We start from the raw sequence: 20,994 nt of genomic DNA, 5'->3' as shown, positions 1-20,994 counted from the left end.
ATCGCGAATTATATTGCGTTTCAAGGAGCAAAATTGATTACACATATCAGCCCATTGGGATCGATGGATTTGTTATCGCAGTTGGAAGTGGACATGCTGAAAAGCACAGCCAGCAGCGATCTCTACCGTTTGTTTCGCAACTGTTCCCTCGCCGTACTGAATTCCGGTAGCCAGACAGATAACAGCAAAGAGCTGCTGTCTCGTTATGAAGATTTTGATATCAACGTGCTGCGCCGCGAACGCGGTGTCAAACTGGAACTGGTGAATCCGCCGGAAGACGCCTTCGTTGACGGCAGCATCATTCGAGCCTTACAGGCTAACCTGTTCGCCGTATTGCGCGACATTCTGTTCGTCAACGGCCAAATCGCCAGCGCGGGTCGCTATCAGAACCTGAATCTGGAAAACTCTGCACACATCACCAATCTGGTGTTCTCTATCCTGCGTAATGCCAGGGCGCTCCACGTCGGAGAAGAGCCAAACATGGTGGTCTGCTGGGGCGGCCATTCGATTAATGAAATCGAATACCAGTATGGCCGCAAGGTAGGCAGTCAGCTCGGTCTGCGTGAACTGAATATCTGCACGGGCTGCGGTCCAGGCGCGATGGAAGCCCCGATGAAGGGTGCCGCCGTCGGTCACGCGCAGCAGCGTTATAAAGAAGGACGTTTCATCGGCATGACCGAACCGTCCATCATTGCGGCCGAACCGCCGAATCCGCTGGTCAATGAACTAATCATCATGCCGGATATCGAAAAGCGTCTGGAAGCCTTTGTCCGTATTGGACACGGCATCATTATTTTCCCCGGCGGGGTCGGAACGGCGGAAGAGTTCCTCTATCTGCTGGGCATCATGATGAACCCGGAGAATAGCGAGCAGGTGCTGCCGATTATCCTGACCGGACCGGAGGAAAGTGCAGACTATTTCCGCGTGCTGGACGAATTCATTGTTAGCACGCTGGGCCGTCAGGCGCGTCGTTACTACTCGATCATCATTAATGACGCCGCAGAAGTTGCCCGTCAGATGAAGAAAGCGATGCCGCAGGTGAAAGAAAGCCGCCGCCACACGGGCGATGCCTACAGCTTTAACTGGTCACTGCGCATCGCACCCGACCTGCAACTGCCGTTTGAGCCGACACATGAAAATATGGCCGACCTCAACCTGCATCCGAATCAGCCCGCCGAAGAGCTGGCTGCCGCGCTGCGTCGGGCGTTCTCTGGCATTGTGGCTGGTAATGTGAAGGAAGTCGGTATTCAGGCGATTGAGCAACGTGGGCCGTACAAAATTCACGGCGACCCGCAGATGATGAAAAGCATGGATACGCTGCTACAGGGTTTTGTCGCCCAGCAGCGCATGAAGCTGCCCGGCAGCGCCTATATTCCCTGCTACGAAATCTGTTCCTAACGATTTACCGCTCGGTCGTACCTATGTGGGGAAGCTCAGCTTCCCCCCCTCTTATCACATCAGGAATTACGCGATGCCCGTCCATTTGCTGATTGTTGACGCGCTCAATCTGATACGTCGCATTCATGCGGTACAAGGTTCGCCCTGTATCACGGCATGCCAACATGCGCTGCATCAACTCATACAAAACAGCCAGCCTACGCATGCTGTCGCTGTCTTTGATGATGAAGATCGCGATACCAGCTGGCGTCACCAACTCTTGCCGGACTACAAGGCAGGACGCACGCCAATGCCGGAGAACCTGAAGCAGGAACTCCCACAGATTAAAGCGGCGTTTGCCGCCGTTGGCGTAGCAAGCTGGCATAGTCCCGGCAATGAAGCCGACGATCTGGCGGCTACGCTGGCCGTCAAGCTGTCATCCGCGGGTCATCAGGCAACGATCGTGTCGACCGACAAAGGGTATTGCCAGCTACTGGCACCACACATTCAGATCAGGGATTACTTTCAGAAACGCTGGCTGGATCTGCCGTTTATCGAACAGGAATTTGGTGTGTCACCGCAGCAGCTTACGGACTATTGGGGGCTGGCAGGCATTAGCAGCAGTAAGATTGCGGGCGTCGCAGGGATCGGTCCTAAAAGTGCCGCACAGCTCTTGCAACAGGCGGGGAGCCTAGAGGCGTTATATCAGCAGTTGGATGCCGTACCGGAGAAGTGGCGTAAGAAGCTGGAACAGCATAAAGACATAGCGCTGATCAGTCGTCAGGTTGCAACGCTGCGTACCGATTTAACGCTTAATGGCAATCTACAGCAGTTAAGATTACCAGTGCAGAATAGCGCTCAGCCGCATTCTCACTAGCGAATGAATACGGATGTGTATCTGAGTGACCTCAGATACGCACCAGCTCGAGACTATCGCTCGTCGCGACGGCCGGGCACCGCGCTCCAGAAACGACGAACATGCACGGTGATTTCTTCACGGTCATGGTACAAATGCTTGGCATGCACTTCAGCATTAATGCCATTTTCGCTTAGGCGCTCACGCAGCACGGCTAGATTCTGCGACACTTCTTCATAGCGCTTCTTCATCGGCAACTTCAGGTTGAATATCGCTTCACGACACCAGCCCTTGATCAGCCAATCACTCATCAGGCTGGTGACTTTCGCCGGCTTTTCCACCATATCGCACACTAGCCAATACACGTTATTACGCGGTACTTCGAAGCGGAAGCCATCCGCCTGATGGTGCATCACCTGTCCGGTGTCCATCAGGCTCGGTGCCATTGGGCCGTTGTCTACCGCATAAACCATCATGCTGCGTTTCACCAGTTGGTAAGTCCAACCGCCGGGGCAGGCACCTAAATCCACCGCGTACATGCCGCTGCCCAAACGCTCATCCCACTCGTCGGCAGGAATAAAAACGTGAAACGCTTCTTCCAGCTTCAGTGTCGAACGGCTTGGTGCATCAGAAGGGAACTTGAGGCGTGGAATCCCCATATAAAACGGTGAATTGTTATTGCTATAAGAGTAACCGGCATAGCAGCAGCCTGGCGCAATAAACAGCACATGCAGCACCGGACGATCCGCTTTTTCATAACCCAGCAGAATTTTGTGCTCACGTAATGCAGCACGCAGCGGCACGGTAAATTTGCGGCAGAACTTCATCAGCTCTTTGCTTTCATTGGTGTCGGGAACTTCAACCCGCAGCTCTCCTGCACGTTCAATGGCTCCCGTCAGCATACCAACGATTGGCGTGATGCGATCTTCTGGCGGCAGGTCGCGCAGCAGTTCACCACTCACGAACATCTGACGAGCAAAAATCAGCTCATGAAACGGCAGCGTTTTGACCAGACGTTCGGCATCTTCATGCTGATAGCATTCAAACACAACGTAGCCGCTGTTCTCTTTTACCCGCGCGAAGCCGAAAGCATTATGCTGCGAGGCTTTTTCCGTTATTTCCGCCGCACACTCTTTCTCAAACCCAGGGCGGCAATACAAAATGACTTTATTCATGGCGTTTAGCCTTTCTCTTCAGACGCAGTGCGCCAATCAATATTAATATCCACCCCACCAGAAAACAGGCTCCGCCAATCGGCGTTACATAAACCCACAGTTTCAGGTGAGAAAGCGCCAGACAGTACAAACTTCCGCTGAAGAGTACCGTTCCCAACGCCAGAAAAACGCTGCTCCAGTAAAACCACAGATTGGTTCGCTGTTGCATCGCAACCGCTAGCGCAAGAATCGCCAACGTGTGAAATGCCTGATATTCAAGGCCGGTATGTAGCCAGCCCAGCTCCGTTGCGCCCAGCGTTTTGCTGAGAACGTGAGAGCCAAACGCGCCCAGCGCGACAAAAGTGAAGCCACTGATAGCAGCAAACACCAGCATGAAACGACTATTCATCGTATTTACCTATAATCGTTGTTGCCTATCATCGTAGCGACCGGCATGGGTTATCTACGTGAGTTATTCGGTCATCAATCTTCGACAGCCCGCGACACGGTTTCAGCGCGTGCCGTTGTCATAGCGGAAGCGAAACTTTTCCTGTTCGCTGGCTGCCCGCGCCAGAATCCAATGGCGAAAGGCGGCTATTTTACCCAGTTCTGCCTGACTGTCATGACATACCAGATAAAAAGCATTCCGACTGACCAGAACATCGTTAAACGGGCACACCAGTCTCCCGGCTTCAATTTCCGTTTGCGCCATTACATTATTCGCCAGCGCTACGCCCTGCCCGTGAATCGCCGCCTGCAACACCATCGCGCTGTGGCTGAAAATCGGCCCTTGCTGCACGTTAATCTGCACGCCAAGCTGGCGCGTATAGGACAGCCAGTCACGACGCGATGCATCGTGCAGCAGCGTATGCGCAACCAGATCGTCCGGCGTTTTTAACGGGTGGTTCCCCGTCAGCAACACTGGCGAGCAGACCGGCAGCAGATATTCGGCATACAGCTTTTCAACCCGCAACCCCGGCCAGTTTCCCCGACCGTAGAAAATCGCGACATCCACATCATCCGCCAGACGATCTTCATCACGATCCACCGCCTGAATTCGCACATCAATCCCTGGATAGTCGGAGTTAAAACTCGAAAGACGCGGCACCAGCCAATGAATGGCAAAGCTCGGCAGCAGGCTTACCGTTAACGCGCCTTTGGCGCTACGGGATTGCAGCTTACGGGTTGCTTCATTCAAAGAGGAGAAGATCTCTTTGATATCAAGATAGTAACTTTGCCCCTCTTCCGTCAGTAGCAGGGAGCGATTACGACGGCGGAATAATTTAAGCCCCAGGAAATCTTCCAGTGACTTAATCTGGTGGCTGACGGCAGCCTGCGTAACAAACAGTTCTTCTGCCGCTTTGGTAAAACTTAAATGGCGAGCCGCCGCATCAAAAACGCGCAATGCGTTGAGCGGAGGGAGACGTTTTGACATGAATGAAATCTTTTGGTTTACGCTAAATCAGCGATTTATCAGGCACATTCGTACCCAATAACGCTTAAGGTGCAGAAAGGCGACAATTGGAAATCGCCCCAGCCGATCCGCTGTCTACACGATCAAAACAATCGACAGCGACCAACCTCTCCACAACGAAAAGATGACGGGTACAACTATTAGTTTTTGTAATCCGAGACATTATAATTTGTCCGTTGAGGATGTACCAGCAAATACCTATATTAGCGCAACTTCCTGGGCCGGAACGAAAAGTGCGGAGGGGTGACCTGAGGTGCTTTTGGCTTGTGGTTGTGATGTTGTGTTTGCTATTTGTTTGTCTGCCTTTTGCAGATGTGGTAGCGAGTCTACCCTATTCACTTCCTGTACATTTACCCTGTCTGTCCAAAGTGATTTTTTGTGTAGCACCGCAAATTGCGGTGCTTTTTTTTGCTTACGTTTCACACCTGAATGCCATGACAGGCAACGTGTGATGATGGGCAAACGGTACTATTTCCCTTTCGCCATTTCTTTCACATTATCACGGTTAATTTGCTGCTGCTGACCGTAGGCATCGGTATAGCTGATCATACCCGTCTCATCATCAACCTTCGGTTTCCCCTCTGCGACGATGGTACGACCGTCATTGGTATGCATGACGTAATTACTGGAACAGGCTGCCAGAGAAAACGCCATCACGATAGCGGCAAAAATAGAAATTTTATTCTTCATAGTTAACCCTCAATGAATTTAAATATTTTTTAGTTAACTTTATGCATCAGGAAATCCTGAAAATTAACACTTTAAAGCGTAGCAATAGTTGCTTTTTTTTCCATAAAATCGCATTAGGCATAGTCCTAAACTTGTCTCTCTCGACAAAATGGGACAGGATCTGCCCTCCAAAAGAGGATGCTCATGACACCGTTTAACCCGGCCACCTTTCGCCAACAGTTCCCCGCTCTCCAGCATTCAACTGTCTATCTTGATAGCGCCGCGACCGCACTGAAGCCGCAGCACGTTATTGATGCAGTGCAGGCGTTCTATGGCAGCGAGAGTGGTACGGTGCATCGCAGCCAGCATCGCGGCGCGCAGGCGTTGACCCAGCGCTTTGAAAGCACTCGAGAGCAAGTTGCCGCTTTGCTTCATGCAGACGATCCGCGTTCCATTGTCTGGACCAGAGGCACAACGGAAGCGATCAATCTGGTCGCACAGAGCTATGCCCGCCCTCGCCTTCAACCGGGCGATGAGATCGTCGTGAGCGAAGCAGAACATCACGCTAACCTCATTCCGTGGCTGATGGTGGCGCAGCAAACGGGCGCGAATATCGTGAAGTTACCGATAGGCGCGGACTGGTTACCGGATATCGAACAGCTCGCCACGCTGATCACGCCAAAAACCCGCCTTCTGGCGCTGGGACAGATGTCAAACGTGACGGGCGGCCAGCCCGATCTGGCGCGTGCGATTGCGCTGGCTCATAGTTATGGTGCAGTCGTGATGGTTGACGGCGCGCAGGGCATCGTTCACTGCCCGCCCGATGTACAGGCGCTGGATATCGATTTCTACGCATTTTCCGGGCACAAACTTTATGCCCCAACCGGGCTCGGCGTGCTGTACGGCAAAACCGCCTTGCTGGAAAGCATGATGCCGTGGCAAGGCGGCGGGAAGATGATGACGCAGGTGTCCTTTGATGGCTTCAAACCACAGGCGATTCCACAGCGCTTTGAAGCGGGAACCCCACACATCGCTGGCGTGCTGGGCCTGTCTGCGGCACTAGACTGGCTGACCACGCTGGATTGGCATGCCGCAGAGCAGCATAGCCAGCAGTTGGCGCAGCTCGCCGAAACGTATTTAGCGCAGTTCCCCGGCTTTCGCAGCTTCCGTAGCCCGCATTCCAGCGTATTGTCCTTTGATATTGCCGATGTCCACCACAGCGATCTGGTGACGCTGCTAGCCGAAAGCGGCATCGCACTGCGCGCCGGACATCACTGTGCGCAGCCGCTGATGGACGCACTCGGTGTCAGCGGCACGCTGCGCGCCTCGTTTGCCCCTTATAACAACCAACAAGATGTTGCTGCGCTGATCGCCGCAGTGGGCAACGCCCTTGAATTACTGATCGACTAAACCATGACCCAGATAACTGACACCACGCATCCTTTTGGCCACCACACCACTGTCGCCGACCTGCTGGCGCGCTTCGATGCCTGCCGTGCATGGGAAGATCGCTATCGGCAGCTCATTTTGCTGGCAAAGGCATTACCAACATTGCCCGAGGAGCTGAAAACCGAGGAGATTTCATTATCCGGCTGTGAAAATCGCGTCTGGCTGGGTTATCAACGTCAGGAAGACGGCGGGCTGCATTTCTACGGCGACAGCGACGGGCGCATTGTGCGGGGATTACTGGCAGTGTTGTTAACTGCCGTAGAAGGAGAAACGCCAGAAGCGCTATTACAGCACGATCCGCTGGCGCTGTTCGATAAGCTGGGGCTTCGCGCTCAGCTCAGCGCTTCGCGTTCAAGCGGACTGGCGGCGCTGGCCGCCAGAATCAAGGAGATTGCCGAACAAGAGGCCGCGGACAAATAGCGGGATTCGCACTATTTCTGTGCCGCAGACGCTCTTTCCTTTTTCGCTATCATCTTCTTCAGCGCATGAGAGACCGCAACAAACCCAAAGGTTGCGGTGACCATCGTCGCAGCGCCAAAGCCTGACGCACAATCCATACGCATCACCCCATCAGCCGTGCTGCGCGACGCACAGACGGAACCGTCAGGCTGCGGATAAACCAGCGGTTCGCTGGAAAACACACAGTCGATGCCCAGCTTTCCTTTGCTGTTCTTCACCACGTTAAAATCGTGCTTTAACCGCTCGCGCAGCTTGGCTGCCAGCGGATCCTGAATCGTTTTAGCCAGATCGACCACCTCAATCCGGGTCGGATCGATCTGCCCGCCTGCACCGCCAGTTGTCACCACCGGGATCTTATAGCGGCGACAGTAGGAGAGCAGTGCCGCCTTCGGACGCACGCTGTCGATGGCGTCAATCACATAGCTGAAGTTTTGATCGAGCAGCTCGGCCACGTTTTCCGCGCTAATGAAATCATCCACGCAGGTGACGCGACACTCCGGGTTGATCGCCAGAATACGTTCAGCCATCACTTCCGTCTTCGACTGTCCGGTATGCTGACGCAGCGCGTGGATCTGGCGGTTGGTGTTACTGACACACACATCATCCATATCGATCAGCGTGATCGCGCCGATACCGGTACGTGCCAACGCCTCAGCCGCCCAGGAACCGACGCCACCAATGCCAATCACGCAAACGTGAGCCTGAGAAAACAGCGCCAGCGCCTGTTGACCATATAACCGCGCGGTGCCGCCGAAGCGTTGCAAATAGGCTTCGGATAATTGCGTACTCATTCAACCAACCTTACGAAAACAAAATCACAGGAAAATAAAATCGCGAGAAAAAGCGGCTCAGGATAGCGCTAAACCCGCACGACATCCACCAGACAGCTCATGGCGTTCGGTCCCTGCGTCAGCGGCGACGTGCCGATATCCAGCGTCAGTACGTTCGCATTGCCTGATTGTTCAATCGGATGCCACGTTTTCTGGCCGAAGCCGGGCTCGAACCAGGCACCGGTCGACATAATCACCACGCCCGGCGTGACGCCGTCGGTAATCTGTACGCCCGCCAGAATACGGCCACGCGCGTTCCTGACTTCCACCTGCGAACGATCGACGATATCCCGCGCAGCAGCGTCCTGCGGATGCATGTAAAGCGTCTCTTTTCCTGCGGTTTTATTTGCGGCGACCTGCGGCGTAGCGGCCAGTTGGCTGTGCAAACGGTCGGAAGGCTGAATGGAAATAAAATGCAGCGGCCACTCTTCCGTGCTTTTGGCTCCCAGCCATTCAACGGGAGGCTGCCACTCAGGATGCGGCGCAAAATCCGCATAGCCATAGCTGGCGATGGCAGAGCTAAACAGTTCAATTTTACCGCTTGGCGTACTTAGCGCATGCTGCTGCGGATCGCGGCGGAAATCCTCAAAGAACACAAATGGCTTCTCATCCATCGGGATTTCTACATGTCCCTGCTGCCAGAAATCCTCAAATGACGGCCAGCGGTCAGCGGCATCTCGCTGCCTTGAACGGCATTCATCATAAAGATGTTCCAGCCACTGCTGCTCACTGCGATTTTGCGTGAACGCGTCGCCATAACCCAGACGCTCGGCCAGTTCGCTGAAAATATCCACGTCATTACGCGCCTGATGCTGCGGCGCAATCGCCTGATGCATGGCAAAGATAAAGCGATCGCGGGATGAGCCGCCGATGTCATTACGCTCCAGCGTGGTGGTGACGGGCAGCACGATATCCGCCATCTGCGCCGCTGGCGTCCAGACGATATCCTGCACAATCACCGTATCCGGCTTGCGCCAGCCGTCCACCAGACGGTTCAACTGCTGGTGATGATGGAACGGGTTACCGCCCGCCCAGTGAATCAGATGAATATCGGGATAAGTATGGGTTTCGCCCTGAAAGGTATAAGGCGTTCCCGGATGCAGTAGCATATCGGCGATACGCGCCACGGGGATCGCTTTCCCCGCGTTCGGGGTTGATGGAGAAGCTGGCGCAGGCGTTGAAATACGCTCGTTGCCGACGCTGTTCATCGAACCGTGGCCGAAGGAGAACCCACCACCCGGTAACCCCACCTGCCCCAGCATGGAAGACAGCGCAATCATCATCCAGTAAGGCTGTTCGCCACGATGGGCACGTTGCACGGAGTAAGAGCAGGTAAGGAAGCTGCGTACGCCGATCAGCTGCTGTGCCAGACGTCGGATGCGTTCGGCAGGAATGCCCGTGATACCGCTGGCCCATTCGGGGGTTTTCACCACGCCGTCGCCGCGACCGTGCAAATAGTCACTCAGTTGCTCGTAGCCAACGCAGTAGCGTTGCAGGAAATCCTTATCGTCAGCACCCAAGCGCTGAATTTCATAACCCAGCGCCAGCATCAGGGCGACATCGGTATTCGGGCGGATAGGAATCCACTCGGCATTCACAAATTCAGGGCAGTCATCGCGCATCGGGCTGATGTTAATGACCGGAATCCCTTTCGCCACCAGCGCTTCCAGCGCGGGCTTAAGCGTGTGGTGTCCGGCACCGCCGGATGCCACCTGTGCGTTTTTCAACGCCAGACCGCCAAACGCGAGGAAAATATCACAGTGCTCGGCGACACTGCGCCATTCGGTCACCTTGCCCGTCAGCGGGTGAAAGGTGCCAATCACGTACGGTAGGAAGAACTGCGCCGCCCCCCAGCTGTAATTACCCTGCTGATCGACCGCGCCGCCGCCGGAGAAATAGAAGCGTCGAACCTGAGAACGCGCATGGTGATAGCGCCCGGCAGACGACCAGCCGTAGGAACCGGCAAATATGCCATCCGCACCGTAGCGATCGCGAATACGGCGATTCTCCTGCGCGACCAGATCGAGCGCCACATCCCAATCCACTTCAACAAAATCTTCCCGGCCACGCAGCGTTCTGTCGCTGTTTTCGCGTTTCTGAAGCCAGGAACGGCGCACCGAAGGCCGACGGATACGTCGGTCGGAATACACCAGCGGCACGATGGAATCGAGCATGGAGGACGGTGCTGGATCGTCAGCAAACGGCTCGCAGCGGATCAGCTTGCCGTCTTCAACCACAGCGGTAAACGCGCCCCAGTGCGCAAGATGTGGATAACGTTTAATCGCCATGACAACCTCAGAATAATTAATTAGCAGGCTGGATAATAACCTGAATTATCCGTGCTCCCAACAGCAAGAAGAGTGAATAGCTTATGCGTAATGTGACATTACTTATCCATATTTAAACGTTCGTTTAAAACATACGTTGGGCTAGGGTTTAACCAGAAAATAAAGAGTAGGTTCAGGCCGTTTTATTATTTTTTCGTTATTCAAACCAGGAACGCAGCATGAAACCCATTACGCCACACAGCAACGGTAATGACGTTATTTCATTACTGCCCCGATGTTGACTTAATTCAGCCTGATTTCTCTTCCTCCTGAAGAGAACGGTTTTTTGTCACCCAAAACACATCATTCAAAACATGCCATTAAAAAAATAAAGGCGGAGCGCACAACGCTGCCCTCTGCATACGGATGGGAAATATGAAAAAAAATCTATTCTTGTCAGCGTTGATTCTGACGTCTTCGCTCTTCGGCCTTGCCGCACAGGCAGAAACGCCGACGCCCAAGCGCGGCGGCACACTGAACTTTTTGGCCGAACCTGAGCCGCCCGTATTAACCAGTCTGGTTAGCACCAGTGGCGCAGTGATGAAGGTCAACGCCAAGGTGATTGAAGGTCTGTTGAATTACGATTTCGATATGAAGCCAACCCCGCAGTTAGCGACCAGTTGGTCAGTAAGCCCGGATGGAAAACAATATACGTTCCATTTGCGTAAAGGCGTGAAATGGCATGATGGGCAAGACTTCACCTCTGCGGACGTCGCGTTTTCCATCCTGACCGTCAAAAAATACAATTCACGCGGTCAGGGCACGTTTGCCAACGTCACCGAAGTAAAAACCCCCGATCCGTATACCGCGATCCTAGAGCTGTCAAAACCTGCACCTTATCTGCTGAGCGCGTTCTCCGCCAACGAAGCACCTATCGTGCCGAAACACTTATACGAAGGCACAGACATTCTGTCGAATCCTCACAATACCGCACCGATTGGCACCGGCCCGTTCGTCTTCAAAGAATGGGTTCGCGGCAGCCATATCCTGTATGAACGTAACCCGAACTACTGGGACAGCCCCAAGCCTTACGTCGATAAACTGGTAGTGAAGATTATTCCCGATGCCGCCACTCGCACGATTGCGCTTGAAACTGGCGCGCTGGATCTGGGAAGCGACTCTCCCGTTCCGCTAAGTGAAATTGAACGCATCAAGAAAAACCCCAAGCTGGGCATTGAAACCAACGGCTACGGTTACAGCCCGACGCAAACCCGCATCGAGTTCAATCTGGATAACCCTTACCTGAAGAACCTGAAAGTTCGTCAGGCTATTGCGCACAGTATCAATATTGATGTGTTGAAAAACGTGGTGTGGTACGGCTATGCAGTAAGTTCACCGACGCCGATTACGCCAGAACTGGCACAGTTCCATGATGCAACGCCGTCTCCTTATGGCTTCGATATTGCCAAAGCGAACAAACTGTTGGATGAAGCGGGCTTCCCGCGTCAGGCAAACGGCATTCGCTTCAAGCTGGTGCATGATTTCATGCCCTATGGCGATAGCTTCAAACGCGTAGCGGAATACCTCAAATCCGCACTGGCCAAAGTGGGGATTGACGTCACCATTCGCTCGCAGGATTTCGCCACCTTCGTTAAGCGCGTTTATACCGACCGCGACTTTGACTTCAACAACGGTTCCATCTCGAACCTGTTCGATCCCGCCGTGGGCGTACAGCGCCTGTACTGGTCAAAAACCTATCAACCGGGCGTGCCTTTCGGCAATGGCTCACATTACAGCAACCCAGAGGTAGACCGTCTGCTTGAGCAGGCCTCGGTGGAAACCGATCCTGAAAAACGCGTGGAACTGTACAAGCAATTCCAGCGCATCATCGCCACGGATATTCCCGATTTGAACCTGCTCCAAATTAAGCGCCAGACGATTTACAACAAGCGCGTACATAACGTCGTCACGGATATTCAGGGTGTCAACGGCAGCCTGGCTGACGTGTGGCTGGATCAGTAATCGCAAGACAGCATTCCCCTGCCCGGGCAGGGGAACTTCATGAAGGTATGTGATGAATAAAGTAGAACGAATCGGGCGCGTACTCTGGCGCACTCTGCTCCATGCGCTGCCAACGGCGATTGGCATTGTCATTCTGGTGTTTTTCCTGTTGCAACTGGTGCCGGGAGACGCCGTTGATGTACTGGCTGGCGAATCAGGCAATGCAACCGAAGCGACGATGGCACACCTGCGCGCTCAGTTCGGTCTCGATCAACCCATATTGCAACAGCTTTCTGCCTATTTGGGCAATTTGGCGCAGTTCAGCCTCGGTTTTTCACCTCGCTATAACGCGCCTGTGATGGATCTGATCCTGTCGCGGCTGCCGGGCACTCTGTTCCTGATGCTGCTGTCACAGATCTTCGCCATCATCATCGGCATAACGCTGGGAACGATCATGGCAGTGTGGGTGGGTAAATGGCCCGATCGCCTGCTCTCGCTGATCGCGCTGCTGCTCTACTCCACGCCCGGATTCTGGATCGGCCTGATGACGCTGATTCTGTTTTCCGTACATCTTGATTGGCTGCCAAGCGGCGGCAATATCACCATCGGCGCAAACCTCACTGGCTGGGCGTATTTAAAGGATATGTTGCAGCATGCCATTCTGCCGGTAGTGGCGCTGAGCAGCTTTTTTATCGCCATTTACGCCCGCCTGACTCGCGCGGCCATGTTGGAAATTGCCCAGCAGGATTTCGTGCGTACTGCACATGCCAAAGGGCTGTCGCCGGTGTGGGTTACCGTCAGGCACATTCTGCGCTGTGCGCTGCTGCCTATCACGACCGTTGCGGGTATGCACTTCGGCAATCTGCTGGGCGGCGCGGCCGTGGTCGAGACGGTCTTTAGCTGGCCGGGACTGGGCCGTCTGGCGCTAGAAGCGGTGATGGCGCGTGACTTCAACGTCTTGTTAGGCGTCCTGCTGCTTTCCGCCTTCTTAGTCATTTTGGCTAACGTGCTGGTGGACTTACTGCAATCCTGGCTCGATCCCCGAATTAAGGCACGCTGATATGAATCACCTTTCTCCTGACAATCTCACACCGAAGAAAGCCGCAGCGGACGGCGTTAGCTCAGCAGCAACTCACCCGTTAAAAACGCCTTTTCGCCTGTCGCCGGAGGTGCGTGCATTTATCCGAAACCCCGCGGGGATGGCAGGCCTGCTGTTGCTGATGACGGTATTTCTGATGGCCGCTTTCGCACCGTTGCTGTATCCCGGCGATCCGCTGGATATGGTTGCTCAGCCTTTCTTGTGGCCGGGCGAAAACCCTGATTTCCCGCTAGGAACCGATTCAATGGGTCGGGATGTCGCCGCCGGAATCATCCACGGTTCACAGGTTTCTTTGCAGATCGGCTTCTCGGCGGTCATCGTCAGCCTGTTAATTGGCACCGTCGTCGGTGCGCTGGCGGGCTATTTTGGCGGTCGGGTTGATGACCTGCTGGTGCATATCACCGAACTGTTCCAGACCTTCCCGACCTTTTTGCTGGTCGTGGTGCTGGTTGCCATCGGCTCACCGTCAGTTACGCTGATTTCACTGGCTATAGGTATTGCCTCTTGGCCAACGATTGCACGTCTGGTGCGTGCCGAGTTTCGCTCGCTGCGTGAAAGCGATTTTGTGTTAGCCGCACGCAGTCAGGGATTTTCCAGCCTGCGTATTATCTTTCAGGAAATGCTGCCGAACGCGCTGCCGTCGATCATCGTCACCACGTCGGTCATGGTTGCTTCGGCCATTTTGATTGAATCCGCCCTCTCCTTCTTAGGCTTTGGCGATCCGAACCGTGTGAGCTGGGGCAGCATGATCGGCGCGGGCCGGGAATCGCTGCGTACCGCCTGGTTTCTTACCGCCCTGCCCGGCACCGCACTGGTCTTAACCGTGCTGTCACTGAATCTGGTTGGCGACGCGTTGAACGATGCCCTGAATCCACGGTTACGGGGGAGAAGCGCATGAAGCCGCTGGTCGATATTCAAGATTTACGCGTTGATTTTCCCGGCCATCAGGCCGTTCGAGGGCTAAACCTGACGATTAACGCCGGAGAAACGCTGGCGCTGGTCGGTGAATCCGGCTGTGGTAAATCCGCGACGGCGCTATCCCTGATGCGACTGGTCGCCGAACCGGGAAAAATCAGCGGCCGCATCCTGTTTGATGGACAGGATCTGCTGACCCTGCCAGATCGACAGATGCGCCAGCTGCGTGGCAATGCGCTGTCGATGATTTTTCAGGAACCGATGACCTCGCTCAATCCGGTACTTTCCATCGGGCAACAGATTAGCGAAACGCTGCGCTTGCATGAGGCGCTGACGCCCGCACAGGCACGAACGCGCGCCATCGAGCTACTGGATCTGGTCAAGATCCCTGAACCAGCGCGCCGGGTGGATGACTATCCACATAACCTTTCTGGCGGGCAGCGTCAGCGTGTAATGATCGCCATGGCAGTAGCGTGCCGACCGCGCATGCTGATTGCCGATGAGCCAACCACGGCGCTGGACGTCACCATCCAGGCACAGATTCTGGCGCTGCTGGATAATCTGCGGCGTGAATTCTCGATGAGCCTGCTGCTGATTACCCACGATCTTGGACTGGTGGCGCAATGGGCTGACCGCGTGGCGGTGATGTATGCCGGGCAAAAGGTAGAAGAAGCACAGGCAGCTGACCTGTTTCAATCATCCACACACCGCTTCTCCCCCAAACACAGCTACACGCGCGGGTTGTTAGCGACATCGCTGCACATGGATCAGGACAGACACTACCGCACCCATCGGCTGGCGGAAATCCATCACGCGCCAACGGACGAAGGCTTTACGCTGCTGACGCCGCCTACCTTGATTCACCGTGCCACGGATACGAACCAGCAGCCGCTGCTTTCGCTGAAAAATATTCATACCCGCTACTCAACAGCGCAAGGAAAGGTGCTAGCCGTTGACGATGTGTCACTGACTATTTTACCCGGAGAAACCCTCGGTCTGGTGGGCGAATCCGGCTGTGGTAAATCCACCCTGTCCAAAACCATTCTGCGCCTGCTACCGCCTTCACACGGGCAGATCGTGTTCGATGGGCAAGACATCACCACGCTAAAAGAATCACGGCTGAAAGCGCTGCGCCAGCGGGTGCAGATGATCTTTCAGGATCCTTACGCTTCACTGAATCCACGCCACAGCATTCAGCATATTCTTGAAACGCCGCTGATTGTGCATGGCCTAGGCGATCGTGCACAGCGACAGCAGGCGATCAAAAATATCATCGATCGTGTCGGTCTGCCGCAAAGCAGCCTGAGGCGCTATCCGCATGAATTTTCCGGCGGGCAGCGCCAGCGTATCGGCATTGCTCGTGCGCTGGTGGTACGTCCTTCGCTGGTAATTTGCGACGAGCCGGTGTCCGCACTCGATGTCTCTATTCAGGCGCAAATCCTCAATCTGTTGGTTGAGTTAAAAAACGAAATGGGCCTGTCGCTGCTGTTTATTTCCCACGATCTCGCGGTGGTGCGTTATATCGCCGACCGGGTCATGGTCATGCAAAACGGGCGCTGCGTGGAAAGTGGCGATCACCACAGCATCTGGCACCAGCCACAGCACCCGTACACCCGCAAACTGATCGATGCCGTCCCCAGCGGCGGGCAGCGTGATGCGCCTGTGCCTCCACAGCAGTTGAGCAGACAGGCGCATGGATAAGAACAGAGAACGCATGATGAATACATCGACAGCAACCGCTATTGACCAAACGGCGATGGAATCGGTCATTCAGGATTTTTTACCTGAGCTGATTGCGATTCGTCACCATATTCATCAACACCCAGAAATCGGTTTTGAAGAGGTTGCCACCGCGCAACTGGTGGCAGAAAAGCTGACAGCGTGGGGGCTTGCCGTCACAACGGGCATCGGTGGAACAGGCGTGGTCGCCACCCTACGTGGCCGTTATCTCGGTGAAGACAGCATCGGCCTGCGGGCAGATATGGATGCGCTGTATATCAATGAGAAAACGGACTTGCCCTATGCCTCGGTGCATGCAGGGAAAATGCATGCCTGCGGACATGATGGACACACCACCATGCTGCTGGGCGCCGCACGCTATTTGTCTCAGCACCCCAACTTTGCTGGCACGGTACATTTTATTTTCCAGCCCGCGGAAGAAGGATTAGGTGGAGGACTTGCCATGCTCAATGACGGCCTGCTGACCACGTTCCCCTGCAACCGACTGTTTGGCCTGCATAACAAGCCCGGTATCGAGGTGGGTCAATTCGCGATTCGCAGCGGGCCGATGCTGGCGGCCAGCGACACCTGGCAGGTCACGTTTCACGGCACAGGCGGACACGGCGGTTCAGGTGTGCATCTCTCTATCGACCCGACGCTGCCCGCTGCACAATTTATGCTTGGCCTACAAACCATCGTCAGCCGCAACGTCCCTGCGATGGACGCGGCGGTGCTCAGCATCGGCCATATTCAGGGCGGTGACAGCCATGCCCCAAACGTTATCCCCGACCACGTCATTCTTAAAGGCACCGGACGCAGCTACTCGCCGAGTGTTCGCCACCTGTTGGAAACGCGCCTGCTAGCGCTGGCACACAGCACCGCACAAGGCTTTGGTGCAACGGCCGATGTGCATTATGAACGGCAATATCCCGCGCTGGTTAACGATACGCACGCCACACAGTTAGCCGTTAATGCCGCTGCGCAGGTGGTCGGACTCGAACAGGTTGACACCGCGATGACGCCGCTGCTGGGTGCAGAAGATTTTGCCTACATGCTGGAGCAGCGCCCCGGCGCATTCATGATGCTGGGAAACAGCGACAAAAATGCGGCCAACGTGCACCACCTGCATACCCCGCACTACGACTTTAATGATGCGCTGATCCCATTAGGGATCCGCTATTGGGCAACGTTGGTTTATCAAGAGCTTGTTTATCAAGGACCTGAGTTATCAAGAACTGGCGTTATCAGGAAACGGACCTGACGGGAGCGACAGCGCATTTCCCCACGGCCTCAATATAACAACGCATGACGTCGGTGCATCCGACGGCAAGCGTGAGCAAAAAGGATGAATCATGGTGGCGTTATTGAAAACCAAAGATCAAAGCAAAGAAAAAGAGGCTGATATTAAACAGCGCATCCTGCGTGAAGCCATCACGATCTTCGCCTGCAAAGGCAGTGAGCTAACGACAATTCGCGAAATAACGGAAGCGACCAACGTGAATGTGGCTTCGGTGAATTATTACTTTGGTTCGAAAGAAGGATTACTGCGTGCCGTATTGGACAACGTTCTCGGCCCGTTAAATGACGAAAGAACGCGTCTGCTGGATGAAGTGGAAAAGGCCAATCATGGTAATGAGCTACCCGTTGCCGATCTGCTGGATGCGCTGTTGCGCCCGCTGGTTAAAACGGCTCGCACGCCCGACGGCGGACGCATTGTCGTTCGCCTGTTACAGCACCTGCGGGCAACACCGGGTCTGGAAGTCACTGCCCTGCTTTCTGCCCAGTTTGATCACGTCGCTCACCGTTTTATCGATGCCTTTTCTCGTGCGTTACCGGCGTTGTCACGCGCGGAAGTTATCTGGCGTTATGAATTTGCCCGTGGTGCCGCCATGCACGTGTTAACCGATGCCGACCCGCGTTCTGGCCGTCTGGCATTGCTCTCCAAAGGGCTGTGTGACAACCGCGATGATGAGCGCGTGCTGTCGCACCTATTACGTTTTGTCGAGGCGGGCTTTACCGCCAAACCACTGACTGAGACATCACTTCAGTCCTGACTTTTCGTTATTCGCAACACGTTTACATTGACAGGAAACAGACATGAGCAGAGAAAAAATTGAAGGGTCATTCGTTGCCCTCATTACGCCTTTTAATGACGATGGCAGCGTGGATTTCGGCGCATTTGAGGCGTTATTAAAATTCCAGGAAGACAACGGCACGGCGGCCGTTTTGATTATGGGCTCAACCGGGGAAGTATCCATGCTGTCCCCAGATGAGAGAAAAGCGATCATCCGCCGAACCGCGCAATACAATACCAGCAAAATGAAGCTGTTCTACGGCTGTACCGGTAACAATACCGATACCACCATCGACTATGTTCGCTATGCACATGACAACGGCGCAGACGGTGCCATTATCGCCGCCCCCGCCTATATCTGTGCCAGCGAGAGCGACATCGAAAGCTACTTTCTGGAAATTGCAGACACGACCGATTTGCCGTTAGGGATTTATAACAACCCGCCGCGCGTAAAAACGGATCTGCACTGGACATCGCTGCTGCGTATTTTCCAACACCCGAACTACGTCATTCATAAAGAATCCACCACCCGCGTGGGTCAGGTCGCACAAGTGCTGGCAGGCAATCCCGATGTGTCGGTGATGTGCTGCGATTCACCTAATCTGGGTCTGGTGGTACCAACGATGTCGTTGGGAGGACATGGAACAGCCAACATGACGGGCAATATTGCACCGGCAGAACTGGCCGAAATTTCTCGTCCGTGGAAAAACGGCGAAGATGCAGAGCATTTCCGTAAGGCGTATCAGCATTTGCTGCCGCTGCTGCACTACACCTACTCGGCCATCAATCCCGTGGCGGTGAAATCGTTGATGAAGGCAGTCGGATTACCGGCAGGCAGCCTGCGCCGTCCGCTGCGGGGTTTGCAGGGCGAAGCGTTGGATTCAGGCGTTCGTATCGTGAACGAATTAGGATTGAGCAGCAAATACGGCTTTAACCGCTGATTCTGTTCTGGTGCGTGGAGAGCAAGATGTTTCATCTCAGAAGTGGCTCATCTAGACACCACTTCTGAGATTTCAGACGAAAGAATGACTACTGTGGATTGTTGACTAACAGCGATCCTGAGCCGTTCGTCGGGCTGCTTTGCGCGTTCTTCAAAACCCAGACCCGGCCATAGTGGTTATAGAAACCCGCCGAGTGGCCCGCATCCGGCCCAATTCCCTGATACATATCGAAGTGCTGGCCTTTAATCGCCCCACCGACATCCAGCGCAATCATCAGGCGCATTTCATACTTGCCAGTGAATTTGCCAACGTTATCCAGCAGCGGCACTTCCATTAACAGAGCCGTGCCTGCCGGGATCAGCGAACGGTCAGAAGCGACGGAGGCTTTTGCCACCAACGGCACGGCGCTTGCCCCTTTGACGGGCGCAGACATCATTGGCTTAAAGAACACAAAGGAAGGATTCTGTTCAAACAGTTCACGCACTTCATATTCGGTGTGCTGCTCCGCCCACTTGCGGATGGCCTGCATCGACATGTCTTCACGCGCAACTTCACCACGATCGATCAGCACCTTACCGATACTGCGGTAGGCATGGCCGTTTTTGCCCGCATAGCCGAAGAACGTCAGCGGGCGCCCATCGCCAAAATCAATATAGGCGCTGCCCTGCACTTCCATCATGAAGTTATCGACCAGCGAATTGGTCCAGGCGAGAACCAGCCGCTCATCCAGCGCGCCTGAATAAATACCGGCACGATCTGGCAGTCGGCGGTTCTTTTTGCCCTTTGACGGCATGGCATATAAAGGATGGCGGAATTCGCCCTGACGGGTATGGCGCGCCTGCAACACCGGCGTGTAGTAACCGGTAAACTGCACGTTACCAAAGTTATCAACACCTTCCATCTGCCAGGCGTTCAGACCAAACTTGCTCAGCTCGCGGGTATCCGCACCGGACATCATCCAGCTTTCAATCGCCTGAAAGGTCGTATTATTGCGCGAATACAGATTAGGTGACGCTGACCGGATTTCGGAAACCTGAGTCATGAAATCCCGTGCGTTAACCGGTTTTCCTTTGGCATTAGGTTCATTCACCAATTCCAGAGGCTGGTTGAGGTGACCATCTTTATATTGCTGCCCGCGATCGGTTGGCCTGGATTGGCACCCCGCCAGAATGGCAATGACCACTGCGGTCAGCACGTATTTTCCCCACCGTCCCTTCATCTTTGCGCTCGCTTTTTACATCAAAAAATTTACCGTCGAACGATAACAAACGGCTATCGAGAAAGGAATGGGACAGCATATAAATCCACGGATCGCGCGTATGCCGTTCGGCACGCGGCGTAACAAAATCCAGGAGTTCTGCTTATCATCACCTCGCGGTCACAAAACAACCTATCAGGTGGTAAATCAATCACCTGACCACTCAATACCGCGCTTTTTATAGAAATAGGTTGCATCAATGCTCATGGAGAGTATAGTGCGCATCCACGGACGCGGGGTGGAGCAGCCTGGTAGCTCGTCGGGCTCATAACCCGAAGGTCGTCGGTTCGAATCCGGCCCCCGCAACCAATTGATGTGAGTCGTCCATCAAGAAAAGTGAAAGCAGTAAAGATAGTCAGTAGTAAATAAGTTAGTACGGACGCGGGGTGGAGCAGCCTGGTAGCTCGTCGGGCTCATAACCCGAAGGTCGTCGGTTCGAATCCGGCCCCCGC

Annotated in this window: 18 protein-coding genes and 1 tRNA gene; 12 read left to right on the top strand and 7 right to left on the bottom strand. The window is 54.4% G+C overall.

The features are described from left to right. The first annotated feature begins 33 nt into the window (after positions 1-33). Complete coding sequence (gene ppnN, locus NXT09_RS18450) at positions 34-1,398, top strand: nucleotide 5'-monophosphate nucleosidase PpnN (RefSeq protein ID WP_262273827.1); 1,365 nt, start codon at positions 34-36, stop codon at positions 1,396-1,398. A 73-nt stretch (positions 1,399-1,471) separates the two neighbouring features. Continuing rightward, positions 1,472-2,254, top strand: a complete 783-nt coding sequence (gene xni, locus NXT09_RS18445) for a flap endonuclease Xni (protein ID WP_268580813.1) — start codon at positions 1,472-1,474, stop codon at positions 2,252-2,254. A 53-nt stretch (positions 2,255-2,307) separates the two neighbouring features. Here the strand turns inward: xni and rlmM are convergent, their stop codons facing one another. The 4 genes from rlmM to NXT09_RS18425 all read right to left on the bottom strand — a co-directional run bounded on the left by rlmM (position 2,308) and on the right by NXT09_RS18425 (position 5,551). Continuing rightward, entirely contained in the window at positions 2,308-3,408 is a 1,101-nt protein-coding gene (gene rlmM / locus NXT09_RS18440) for a 23S rRNA (cytidine(2498)-2'-O)-methyltransferase RlmM (RefSeq protein WP_268580812.1), read from the bottom strand. Continuing rightward, on the bottom strand, positions 3,401-3,796 hold the full coding sequence (locus NXT09_RS18435; protein WP_010296354.1) for a DUF423 domain-containing protein: 396 nt from the start codon (positions 3,794-3,796) through the stop codon (positions 3,401-3,403). The genes rlmM and NXT09_RS18435 overlap by 8 nt, the downstream gene beginning before the upstream one ends. Positions 3,797-3,898: 102 nt before the next feature. Next, positions 3,899-4,822, bottom strand: a complete 924-nt coding sequence (locus tag NXT09_RS18430) for a transcriptional regulator GcvA (protein WP_010296350.1) — start codon at positions 4,820-4,822, stop codon at positions 3,899-3,901. 507 nt (positions 4,823-5,329) lie between these two features. Further along, positions 5,330-5,551, bottom strand: a complete 222-nt coding sequence (locus NXT09_RS18425) for a YgdI/YgdR family lipoprotein (RefSeq protein ID WP_005975888.1) — start codon at positions 5,549-5,551, stop codon at positions 5,330-5,332. Between the two features lie 183 nt (positions 5,552-5,734). Between NXT09_RS18425 and csdA the strand changes: the two genes are divergently transcribed. Next, on the top strand, positions 5,735-6,940 hold the full coding sequence (gene csdA / locus NXT09_RS18420; protein WP_268580811.1) for a cysteine desulfurase CsdA: 1,206 nt from the start codon (positions 5,735-5,737) through the stop codon (positions 6,938-6,940). A gap of 3 nt (positions 6,941-6,943) precedes the next feature. Continuing rightward, positions 6,944-7,399, top strand: a complete 456-nt coding sequence (gene csdE / locus NXT09_RS18415) for a cysteine desulfurase sulfur acceptor subunit CsdE (protein ID WP_268580810.1) — start codon at positions 6,944-6,946, stop codon at positions 7,397-7,399. 11 nt (positions 7,400-7,410) lie between these two features. Here the strand turns inward: csdE and tcdA are convergent, their stop codons facing one another. Further along, a complete protein-coding gene (gene tcdA / locus NXT09_RS18410) occupies positions 7,411-8,229 on the bottom strand; it encodes a tRNA cyclic N6-threonylcarbamoyladenosine(37) synthase TcdA (protein WP_268580809.1) in 819 nt (272 codons plus the stop codon). Positions 8,230-8,297: 68 nt separating this feature from the next. After that, positions 8,298-10,556: a molybdopterin-dependent oxidoreductase gene (locus NXT09_RS18405; RefSeq protein WP_268580808.1), complete on the bottom strand. Its 2,259-nt coding sequence runs from the start codon at positions 10,554-10,556 to the stop codon at positions 8,298-8,300. A gap of 414 nt (positions 10,557-10,970) precedes the next feature. On the opposite strand from NXT09_RS18405, the gene NXT09_RS18400 reads away from it, so the two are divergent. The 7 genes from NXT09_RS18400 (at position 10,971) to NXT09_RS18370 (ending at position 19,284) form a co-directional block, all read left to right on the top strand. After that, a complete protein-coding gene (locus tag NXT09_RS18400) occupies positions 10,971-12,557 on the top strand; it encodes an ABC transporter substrate-binding protein (protein ID WP_240584690.1) in 1,587 nt (528 codons plus the stop codon). Between the two features lie 52 nt (positions 12,558-12,609). Continuing rightward, positions 12,610-13,596: an ABC transporter permease gene (locus tag NXT09_RS18395; protein ID WP_268580807.1), complete on the top strand. Its 987-nt coding sequence runs from the start codon at positions 12,610-12,612 to the stop codon at positions 13,594-13,596. A 1-nt stretch (position 13,597) separates the two neighbouring features. After that, entirely contained in the window at positions 13,598-14,533 is a 936-nt protein-coding gene (locus NXT09_RS18390; protein WP_268580806.1) for an ABC transporter permease, read from the top strand. Next, positions 14,530-16,251 carry an ABC transporter ATP-binding protein gene (locus tag NXT09_RS18385; RefSeq protein ID WP_268580805.1) on the top strand — a complete coding sequence of 574 codons (1,722 nt, stop codon included), beginning with the start codon at positions 14,530-14,532 and terminating at the stop codon, positions 16,249-16,251. Before NXT09_RS18390 ends, NXT09_RS18385 begins: the two co-directional genes overlap by 4 nt. Beyond that, complete coding sequence (locus NXT09_RS18380) at positions 16,244-17,530, top strand: M20 aminoacylase family protein (RefSeq protein ID WP_268580804.1); 1,287 nt, start codon at positions 16,244-16,246, stop codon at positions 17,528-17,530. Before NXT09_RS18385 ends, NXT09_RS18380 begins: the two co-directional genes overlap by 8 nt. Positions 17,531-17,621: 91 nt before the next feature. Beyond that, the gene (locus NXT09_RS18375; RefSeq protein WP_205552960.1) at positions 17,622-18,323 is read left to right on the top strand and encodes a TetR/AcrR family transcriptional regulator; all 702 of its coding nucleotides are present in this window, start codon (positions 17,622-17,624) and stop codon (positions 18,321-18,323) included. 43 nt (positions 18,324-18,366) lie between these two features. Next, complete coding sequence (locus NXT09_RS18370; protein WP_268580803.1) at positions 18,367-19,284, top strand: 4-hydroxy-tetrahydrodipicolinate synthase family protein; 918 nt, start codon at positions 18,367-18,369, stop codon at positions 19,282-19,284. 88 nt (positions 19,285-19,372) lie between these two features. Here NXT09_RS18370 and mltA read toward each other — a convergent pair whose 3' ends face one another. Then, positions 19,373-20,503: a murein transglycosylase A gene (gene mltA / locus NXT09_RS18365; protein WP_205552962.1), complete on the bottom strand. Its 1,131-nt coding sequence runs from the start codon at positions 20,501-20,503 to the stop codon at positions 19,373-19,375. Positions 20,504-20,774: 271 nt separating this feature from the next. On the opposite strand from mltA, the gene NXT09_RS18360 reads away from it, so the two are divergent. After that, positions 20,775-20,851 (top strand) — tRNA-Met (locus NXT09_RS18360). The last annotated feature ends 143 nt before the right edge of the window (positions 20,852-20,994 follow it).

This window comes from Pectobacterium jejuense (genome assembly GCF_026800125.1).
GTDB lineage: Bacteria > Pseudomonadota > Gammaproteobacteria > Enterobacterales > Enterobacteriaceae > Pectobacterium > Pectobacterium jejuense.
This window is presented reverse-complemented; position numbering and strand designations above follow the sequence as displayed.

Coding starts and splice junctions, on each gene's coding strand:
- xni (WP_268580813.1), top strand. CDS start 1,472: ATGCCCGTCCATTTGCTGATTGTTGACGCGCTCAATCTGATACGTCGC.
- rlmM (WP_268580812.1), bottom strand. CDS start 3,408: ATGAATAAAGTCATTTTGTATTGCCGCCCTGGGTTTGAGAAAGAGTGT.
- NXT09_RS18435 (WP_010296354.1), bottom strand. CDS start 3,796: ATGAATAGTCGTTTCATGCTGGTGTTTGCTGCTATCAGTGGCTTCACT.
- NXT09_RS18430 (WP_010296350.1), bottom strand. CDS start 4,822: ATGTCAAAACGTCTCCCTCCGCTCAACGCATTGCGCGTTTTTGATGCG.
- NXT09_RS18425 (WP_005975888.1), bottom strand. CDS start 5,551: ATGAAGAATAAAATTTCTATTTTTGCCGCTATCGTGATGGCGTTTTCT.
- csdA (WP_268580811.1), top strand. CDS start 5,735: ATGACACCGTTTAACCCGGCCACCTTTCGCCAACAGTTCCCCGCTCTC.
- csdE (WP_268580810.1), top strand. CDS start 6,944: ATGACCCAGATAACTGACACCACGCATCCTTTTGGCCACCACACCACT.
- tcdA (WP_268580809.1), bottom strand. CDS start 8,229: ATGAGTACGCAATTATCCGAAGCCTATTTGCAACGCTTCGGCGGCACC.
- NXT09_RS18405 (WP_268580808.1), bottom strand. CDS start 10,556: ATGGCGATTAAACGTTATCCACATCTTGCGCACTGGGGCGCGTTTACC.
- NXT09_RS18400 (WP_240584690.1), top strand. CDS start 10,971: ATGAAAAAAAATCTATTCTTGTCAGCGTTGATTCTGACGTCTTCGCTC.
- NXT09_RS18395 (WP_268580807.1), top strand. CDS start 12,610: ATGAATAAAGTAGAACGAATCGGGCGCGTACTCTGGCGCACTCTGCTC.
- NXT09_RS18390 (WP_268580806.1), top strand. CDS start 13,598: ATGAATCACCTTTCTCCTGACAATCTCACACCGAAGAAAGCCGCAGCG.
- NXT09_RS18385 (WP_268580805.1), top strand. CDS start 14,530: ATGAAGCCGCTGGTCGATATTCAAGATTTACGCGTTGATTTTCCCGGC.
- NXT09_RS18380 (WP_268580804.1), top strand. CDS start 16,244: ATGGATAAGAACAGAGAACGCATGATGAATACATCGACAGCAACCGCT.
- NXT09_RS18375 (WP_205552960.1), top strand. CDS start 17,622: ATGGTGGCGTTATTGAAAACCAAAGATCAAAGCAAAGAAAAAGAGGCT.
- NXT09_RS18370 (WP_268580803.1), top strand. CDS start 18,367: ATGAGCAGAGAAAAAATTGAAGGGTCATTCGTTGCCCTCATTACGCCT.
- mltA (WP_205552962.1), bottom strand. CDS start 20,503: ATGAAGGGACGGTGGGGAAAATACGTGCTGACCGCAGTGGTCATTGCC.